The 7,930-nt window shown below is 39.8% G+C and carries 8 protein-coding genes; 2 read left to right on the plus strand and 6 right to left on the minus strand.

The window, feature by feature from the left end; translation table 11 throughout:
* Nucleotides 1-333: 333 nt before the first annotated feature.
* The 6 genes from JOC31_RS07345 to cdaA form a co-directional block, all read right to left on the minus strand.
* The gene (locus JOC31_RS07345; RefSeq protein ID WP_205017512.1) at nucleotides 334-462 is read right to left on the minus strand and encodes a DUF4044 domain-containing protein; all 129 of its coding nucleotides are present in this window, start codon (nucleotides 460-462) and stop codon (nucleotides 334-336) included.
* Nucleotides 463-558: 96 nt separating this feature from the next.
* Nucleotides 559-1,287 carry a pseudouridine synthase gene (locus JOC31_RS07350; RefSeq protein WP_205017513.1) on the minus strand — a complete coding sequence of 243 codons (729 nt, stop codon included), beginning with the start codon at nucleotides 1,285-1,287 and terminating at the stop codon, nucleotides 559-561.
* Entirely contained in the window at nucleotides 1,284-1,931 is a 648-nt protein-coding gene (locus JOC31_RS07355) for a GNAT family N-acetyltransferase (RefSeq protein ID WP_205017514.1), read from the minus strand. Before JOC31_RS07355 ends, JOC31_RS07350 begins: the two co-directional genes overlap by 4 nt.
* A 66-nt stretch (nucleotides 1,932-1,997) precedes the next feature.
* Nucleotides 1,998-3,350 carry a phosphoglucosamine mutase gene (glmM, locus tag JOC31_RS07360; protein ID WP_205017515.1) on the minus strand — a complete coding sequence of 451 codons (1,353 nt, stop codon included), beginning with the start codon at nucleotides 3,348-3,350 and terminating at the stop codon, nucleotides 1,998-2,000.
* 60 nt (nucleotides 3,351-3,410) lie between these two features.
* Complete coding sequence (locus JOC31_RS07365) at nucleotides 3,411-4,367, minus strand: CdaR family protein (RefSeq protein ID WP_205017521.1); 957 nt, start codon at nucleotides 4,365-4,367, stop codon at nucleotides 3,411-3,413.
* Complete coding sequence (cdaA, locus tag JOC31_RS07370; protein WP_205017516.1) at nucleotides 4,367-5,218, minus strand: diadenylate cyclase CdaA; 852 nt, start codon at nucleotides 5,216-5,218, stop codon at nucleotides 4,367-4,369. Before cdaA ends, JOC31_RS07365 begins: the two co-directional genes overlap by 1 nt.
* Before the next feature lie 100 nt (nucleotides 5,219-5,318).
* On the opposite strand from cdaA, the gene murT reads away from it, so the two are divergent.
* Together murT and gatD are read left to right on the plus strand one after the other, a co-directional pair.
* A complete protein-coding gene (gene murT / locus JOC31_RS07375; RefSeq protein WP_205017517.1) occupies nucleotides 5,319-6,662 on the plus strand; it encodes a lipid II isoglutaminyl synthase subunit MurT in 1,344 nt (447 codons plus the stop codon).
* On the plus strand, nucleotides 6,662-7,450 hold the full coding sequence (gatD, locus tag JOC31_RS07380) for a lipid II isoglutaminyl synthase subunit GatD (RefSeq protein ID WP_205017518.1): 789 nt from the start codon (nucleotides 6,662-6,664) through the stop codon (nucleotides 7,448-7,450). The genes murT and gatD overlap by 1 nt, the downstream gene beginning before the upstream one ends.
* Nucleotides 7,451-7,930: the final 480 nt, after the last annotated feature.

Genomic DNA, 7,930 nt, shown 5'->3' on the forward strand with positions numbered 1-7,930 from the left:
CAACCTCTCATCCTTTCTTTATCTTTCAGTAACTGTAAGCAACAAGAGGAGGCTGGGCAAAATGTCCAACCTCATCACCTTGAGCTCATTTTAATCTCTTGGTCTAGCACCACGGAACTCTGTTTCACTAACTCAGCGCTCCCCTACACCAATCACTTGAGATACTCTTACCAATAATACATCTGAACGCCATTATCTCGGTACTCTAGTCCTCGAATCAGGTCTATTCAAAATCAGGGAAGTTCAACTCTCCTATGTGAGCCCTAGTGACTCCCTTTATATCACATCAGCCTAGCAGACTTAAATATCAAGTACTTGACTATCGACGTGCTATTATCCAATTGCAGACAGTGCACTAAGAACAAGTGCACCCACTGTAATAACCACCATAATAATAACAACAAAAAGTGTCAAGCGTTCAAAAGCCGTTTTCTTACGTGGGCCATTATCTCCAAAAGCCATTTATTTACCTCTTCTATCGATTTTAATCACTATTTATATTAACATGAATTAGCCTAATAATCAAATCACAAGACAGTAAGACTGTCAATAATCTTCTTACAAAGGAACACCAAATACTGCTAATGATTCTAACTCCTGATCAGTTAATCGACGATAGTTCCCCTGTTCGAGAGTCTCATCTAGTGATAAGGGACCCATTTGTAACCGTTGTAAATCAGTTACTTCCTTACCACAGGCAGCCACCATTCGCTTCACCTGATGAAATTTACCTTCTGCAATACAAATATCTACCAACGATGTCTCTAAATCAGTATCGACTTCTAATATAGTCAATTGAGCTGGCTGGCTAGTAAAATCTTTTAAGACAATGCCTTCTGCAAAGCTTTTCTGATCATCTTCAGTCATCACCCCCTCGATCTGAGCACGATAACGTTTGTCAACATGTTTTTTAGGTGATAGCATAGCATGAGCTAAAGCACCATTGTTAGTCAACAATAGCAAGCCGTGTGTGTCCTTATCCAAACGACCAACTGGAAAAATACCTTTCTTTCTATCAGATACCTCTAAGAGATCTAGTACTGTCCGATGACTCTTGTCCTCAGTAGCTGAGATAACCCCTTTAGGCTTATTGAGAAGGTAGTAAACAAAAGTCTCATAAGACTGCTCAAGACCATCAAAGCAAACACTGTCTGTCTCCTGATTCACCTGATACTTAGGAGAGGTTTCAATCTTGCCGTTGACTGTGACTCTCTTTTTCTTCAGAAAAGTTTTAATATCTGTCCGAGACCCTAGACCGCAATCTGCTAAATATTTATCTAATCTCATTCAATACCCTCCATTTCTTTACGCATTACCAAGTTATCTGATTGAGAAGAGAATACGCTATAATTTTGTCGCTCCAAAAAAGATTTTGCTAAATTATTGTCTTTTAGCAGACTTACCTCTATAAACGTGATATTTCTATTTTCTCTAAGATAAGACTCAATAGCTTGATAGAACCCTGGGCCCAACCCTTTTCCTATTAAGCTAGGCTTAAGAGCAAACCCTAAATGAATACCATTTTCTTCTATTGTATCCGTCCAAGCATAGCCGATATGAGCACCATTTCGGATAATTGCTAACAGGTTTTCTGATTGGTCACGGCTAGACGCCCACTGCTGATATATCGCATCTTGACGTGTGAGAGTGCAATTCTCAAACGGCTCAGGATAATGCCAATCATTAATCACTGAAACCATTAATTCTTGTGTCATGGGCATCACATAGAAATAATCCATACGTCTCAAGTTCTTAATCAAGTGACGTATACGTCGATTCTGAACAGAGACATCCTTCGTCTGATACACGTAATCTACATAACCTAACTGATAGGAAATAATCATCTGGCTAAAAATCTCCTGGACGTCTTCTGGAAATCGTGATAGTAATGCTTCTAGCTTTTTATTTTCAATCACTATAGGATTCCTCATACTTTTTAAAAGAGCTGCTTAGAAAATCAGAACATTTTCCAAACAGCTCTTTTCCTAATTTTCAATTCAGTCTAAACCAATCTCTGAACGAACAACGTCAGCAATAGTATCAACATAATAATCAACTTCAGCATCAGTTGGTGCTTCAGCCATTACTCGAAGAAGTGGTTCTGTTCCACTTGGACGTACCAAAATACGACCATTTCCAGCCATCTCAGCTTCCATTTTTTCAATAACAGCTGCGATAGCTGGGACTTCCATTGCCACATGCTTCTTGCTATTTTCAACACGAATATTAACCAACTTTTGTGGGTAAATAGTCACTTCTGCTGCTAATTCAGACAAAGTCTTACCAGTTTCTTTCATGACTTTTGTCAACTGAATAGCTGTTAACTGACCATCACCTGTTGTGTTGTAATCCATGATGATAACGTGTCCTGATTGCTCACCACCAAGATTGTAACCCGATTTGCGCATTTCTTCAACAACGTAACGGTCACCAACGGCTGTTACTGACTTGTTGATTCCTTCGCGATCAAGAGCCTTGTGGAAACCAAGGTTAGACATTACTGTTGTTACAATGGTATTTTTAGCCAGCTCACCCTTGGCAGCCATCTGTTTACCGATGATATACATGATCTTATCACCATCAACAATATCACCATTCTCATCAACTGCAATGAGGCGATCGCTGTCCCCGTCAAAGGCAAGACCAATAGCAGATCCTGATTCTTTAACTAGATCTTGCAACTGCTCTGGATGTGTCGAACCCACACCTTTGTTAATATTAAGACCATCTGGCTGATCTCCAATAACAGCAATATCAGCACCTAAGTCGAGGAAAATATTACGTGCAGAAGAAGCTGCAGCACCGTTTGCAGTATCTAAAGCAACTTTCATCCCATCCAAGTCAAGACCTGTTGATACCATGAATTTTTCGTATTTACGAAGTCCTTCTGGATAATCAACAAGTGTTCCAAGTCCATCCGCTGACGGTCTTGGAAGCGTGTCTTCCTCAGCATCCAAAAGAGCTTCAATTTCTGCTTCACGGTCGTCATCCAATTTGAAACCGTCTCCTCCAAAGAACTTGATACCATTATCAAGAGCTGGATTATGACTTGCTGAAATCATAACACCGGCACTCGCATTCTCTGTACGAACCAAATACGACACACCTGGTGTAGCTAGGACTCCGAGTTTGTAAACCTCGATACCGACTGAGAGAAGACCTGCAACTAAAGCAGACTCTAACATCTCTCCTGAAATACGTGTATCACGTGCTACAAAAACCTTTGGTCGACCATTTTCGTGCTGACTAAGGACATAGCCTCCAAAGCGTCCTAACTTAAAGGCCAACTCTGGTGTCAATTCTACATTTGCTTCGCCACGAACGCCATCTGTTCCAAAATATTTTCCCATGTATGTTACTCAGCGCCTTTACAGCGCCCTCCTCCATTTTCTAAACAGTTACATTATGTCCTATTTTTTGATAGTTGTCAAATCAACCCCAATAACAATAGGCTCAACGGTAACATTTGTTGCAGTTAAATTAAGTGTTTTTGTCGTGTTTTTTAAGACATCCGAAATATCAACTTGACCAACGACCTCTGACACAGCATCTAAGGCTGCTTGACTTCCATAGATAGTCACTGTCTGTTGGCTAGGTTTAGCGACAACAGCTGATAGATTTGAAGCCAAAGTCCCTGTTTCTTCGATACGGACAGGTACAACTTTCGAAAGCCGTTTGACCGTTACTGATAAGCCCACCTTGGCAGGATCAATAACACTAGCAAGTACAGTCCCATCTGCAGCTACCGCTTGTAGGGGCACCTTACCTGTGTAGTTACCATCTAACGTTTCATTATCCGGTAAGTTAGCAACCACATGATCAATCTGACTGATGGTCGATTCATCACTCGTTACTTTTACTGAACTTGTGTCAACTGAGACTTTTTTTAGAGCATAACCATCTGCAATTTGCCCTTCATCAACATTTCCAATAACCTTAAAGGTTTTTGAAACTTTCTTACCAATAGTTACTGAGATGGTATCTGGTGCAACAGTCGCCGTCATTCCAGAAGGAAGATTTGTCACCTTCAACTTGGCCTTAGTTGTTCCTGAAACTGCTCCTGATAAATCAGCAACCACTTTAAAAGAACGTGTGTCACTATTGACTTCTGAATCTAACTTAACACGATTTGTTGAGGTCAAATAGACTGTTGCTTGGTATGAATAACCGCTGATAAAATACTGGTCACTGTCATACTTAATGTCAATTGGCACATCTTCAATCGTATTCGTATAAGTCTCAGTGACCTGTGATAATTGTGTGCCAACCTGATTATAATTACTTGAAGCAGCAGTTAAAAACAAGCTACAAGCAAATAATAATGCCACTATAACATAAAAGAAACGACTCTGAAAAAAACGTTTTATCATTTTCTGAACAGCCTCCTTACCCTCTGAGAAAGTGAAGACGACTCTTGCCCTTTCGATACAAAGAGAGATAACATCAAGGTTTCAAACTCTTTGACAGATAAATCATGGATGAACTCGCCATTAGTCGTTACCGAAATCGCTCCTGTCTCCTCAGAAACAATAAAGGTTACCGCATCTGAATTCTCAGATAAACCAATGGCAGCACGGTGACGCGTCCCAAACTCCTTAGAGATATGAGGGGATTCAGACAAAGGGAGATAGCAACATGATGCTGCAATCTTATCTCCCTTGATAATAACAGCCCCATCATGAAGAGGGGTGTTGGGAATGAAAATATTGATTAATAATTGACTTGAAATATTAGCATCCAAGGGTATCCCAGTACTGATATACTCTTGTAGGGTCTGAGTCTGTTGAATGGAAACCAAAGCACCAATCTTACGGGGACTCAAGTAAGCAACAGCCTTCACATAGGATTGCACCAATCTCTCCTCTCGAGATAACTTCGGACTCCCTTTCAATATATTGGTCGTTTTTCCAAACTTTTCCAGACCTAATCGAATTTCTGGAGCAAAGATGACAACAGCTGCAATCACACCATAAGTAATGACTTGATTCATCAAGTAAGTGATTGTCTTTAAGCCAATCAGCTCAGCAACCCCTTTTAAGATAACAAATAAAACAACTCCCTGCACCAAAGACATGATTTTTGTCCCTGCTAGGGCTCGGATAAACTTATAAAGCAACCAGGTGACAATGGCAATGTCCAAAAAATTGACAAAAATGGTCCATGGACTATCTACCAATGACTGCCAAAACTTCATATCAAATTGCGAAAATATACTCATACAGTCAGGTCTTTCACTTTCTATTCGATCCTTTTCATTATATCATTTTTGAGAGATATTTTCTTTAACTCAATCTAAAAAATTATGATAAAATAATACCATGACTATTAAAACTACTATGGGAATTTTAGCAGGGAAAACAGCTCATTTTGTCCTTTCAAAACTAGGACGCGGCTCTACTCTTCCTGGAAAAATTGCCCTCAAATGCGACCCAACAATTTTAGATAGCCTTGCTAAAGACTACGAGATTGTCGTAGTTACAGGGACTAACGGAAAAACACTAACAACTGCCTTAACTGTCGGTATTCTCAAAGAAGCCTTTGGTGAGATTGTGACCAATCCTAGCGGTGCCAATATGATTACAGGGATTACATCGACTTTTCTAACGGCTAAAAAAGCAAAATCAGGTAAAAAAATCGCTGTTCTCGAAATTGATGAAGCTAGTCTACCAAAAATTACTGAGTACATCACCCCTAGCCTCTTTGTCTTTACCAATATTTTCCGCGATCAGATGGATCGTTACGGTGAAATTTACACCACTTATCAAATGATTCTAGATGGTGCCAGCAAAGCCCCTCAAGCAACTATCCTCGCTAATGGTGACAGTCCACTCTTTAACTCTAGGAAAGTATCAAATCCCGTTCAATTTTATGGATTCGATACTGAAAAACATGCTCCTCAGTTAGCTCATTACAATACTGAAGGTATCGTCTGCCCTGAGTGTGAGAGTATCTTACAGTATAAACTCAATACATACGCTAACCTAGGAGACTACATCTGCTTAAATTGTAGCTTTGAGAGACCTGACTTAACCTATCGTCTGACAGAGCTGACTGATATCACCAACACTAGCTCTAGCTTTGTGATTGATGGACAAGATTACAAGATCAATGTTGGTGGTCTTTATAACATCTACAATGCCCTAGCGGCTGTTTCAGTTGCGGAATATTTCGGTGTTGCTCCTGAGATAATCAAATCTGGATTTGAAAAGAGTCGTGCCGTCTTTGGCCGTCAAGAAACCTTCAAAATTGGAGACAAATCTTGTACCCTTGTTCTTATCAAAAATCCAGTTGGTGCCAGTCAAGCCCTTGAAATGATTAAACTAGCTGACTATCCATTTAGCTTATCAGTCCTTCTCAATGCTAACTACGCAGATGGAATTGATACGAGCTGGATTTGGGATGCCAACTTTGAACTCATCAACGAGATGCCTATCACTGAAATCAATGCTGGAGGAGTCCGTCATTCTGAAATCGCTAGACGCCTCCGCGTTACAGGATATGATGCAGACAAAATCACACAAGCAGAGAAACTAGACGATATTATGAGCTTAATTGAAAATCAAGAGACCAATCATGCTTATATCCTAGCTACTTACACTGCTATGCTGGAATTCCGTGAGCTTCTCGCTGCCCGTCATGCTGTTGGAAAGGAGATGGCTTAATGACCTATACTTCTTTAAAATCTCCAGATAATCGCAATTACCAATACGAACTCAATGTCGCCCACCTGTACGGAAATCTCCTTAATACCTACGGAGACAATGGTAACATCCTCATGATGAAGTACGTCGGTGAAAAATTAGGTGTCAATATGACCTTTGACATCGTCTCTGTCGGAGATGACTTTGACGATAGCTACTACGACATGATTTTCTTTGGCGGGGGGCAAGATTACGAGCAATCGATCGTTGCTAAGGATCTGCCAAGTAAGCGCCTGCCCATTGACCGCTTCATCCAAAATGATAAGGTTATCCTAGCTATCTGTGGTGGCTTCCAACTTTTAGGACAGTACTACATTCAGGCAAACGGTGTTCGTATCGAAGGAATCGGTGTGATGGGGCATTATACGCTCAACCAAGAAGATAATCGCTTCATCGGTGATATTAAGATTCATAACGAAGAATTTAACGAAACTTACTATGGCTTTGAAAATCACCAAGGGCGTACCTTCCTATCCGAAGATGAAAAACCATTAGGGAAGGTTGTCTACGGTAATGGTAACAATAAAGAAGATGGTACCGAAGGTGTTCACTATAGAAACGTCTATGGCAGTTACTTCCACGGTCCAATTCTGTCACGAAATGCTAACCTAGCCTATCGCCTCGTCACTACTGCACTTAAAAACAAATATGGTCAGGATATCCAGCTTGCAGCCTACCAAGATATCCTAGGACAAGAAGTCGCTGAAGAATTTAACGATGTCAAATCCAAAGCTGAATTCAATCACTGATAAACTGTCTTGCTGACAGGCAAATCATTAACCTATTGAAGATAATACACCCCCTCATCCAAGTAATCTCACGATTTTTCGGATGAAGGGGTTTTACATTTAGATAAGCGTTAAAAAACACTTGACTCTACTTTACTTAAAAAGAAAAGTACTCTAGAAAAAATCTAGAGTACTTTCAAACTTCTACAATAGCTTAAGCTATAAGAAAATTATTTTTTAAGGTTATCCCAATATCAAACAGTTCAATGAAATACGCAAAATTATTAACCGACTTTTTACCTTTTTAATTCTCTAATATAAAATATAAACAAGTACGATATATTAGAGGGGTAGTAAAAAAGGTATTAAATTTATGAGTTCAGCAGGCAAGATAAAAGCACCTAACTGTACTGACCCCAAAAAGTTGGACACTATATTTATTGAAGGGATTTAGTTCTGTATTGCACAGGACTAAGTCCTTTTAGTTTTGCTTTGATTCGT

Origin of the sequence: Streptococcus saliviloxodontae, from assembly GCF_016908655.1 — a bacterium.
Lineage (GTDB): Bacteria > Bacillota > Bacilli > Lactobacillales > Streptococcaceae > Streptococcus > Streptococcus saliviloxodontae.

What these genes read in the sequence shown, in the direction of transcription:
- JOC31_RS07355 (WP_205017514.1), bottom strand. Translation starts at nt 1,931, where the DNA reads ATGAGGAATCCTATAGTGATTGAAAATAAAAAGCTAGAAGCATTACTA.
- gatD (WP_205017518.1), top strand. Translation starts at nt 6,662, where the DNA reads ATGACCTATACTTCTTTAAAATCTCCAGATAATCGCAATTACCAATAC.
- cdaA (WP_205017516.1), bottom strand. Translation starts at nt 5,218, where the DNA reads ATGAGTATATTTTCGCAATTTGATATGAAGTTTTGGCAGTCATTGGTA.
- glmM (WP_205017515.1), bottom strand. Translation starts at nt 3,350, where the DNA reads ATGGGAAAATATTTTGGAACAGATGGCGTTCGTGGCGAAGCAAATGTA.
- murT (WP_205017517.1), top strand. Translation starts at nt 5,319, where the DNA reads ATGACTATTAAAACTACTATGGGAATTTTAGCAGGGAAAACAGCTCAT.
- JOC31_RS07350 (WP_205017513.1), bottom strand. Translation starts at nt 1,287, where the DNA reads ATGAGATTAGATAAATATTTAGCAGATTGCGGTCTAGGGTCTCGGACA.
- JOC31_RS07345 (WP_205017512.1), bottom strand. Translation starts at nt 462, where the DNA reads ATGGCTTTTGGAGATAATGGCCCACGTAAGAAAACGGCTTTTGAACGC.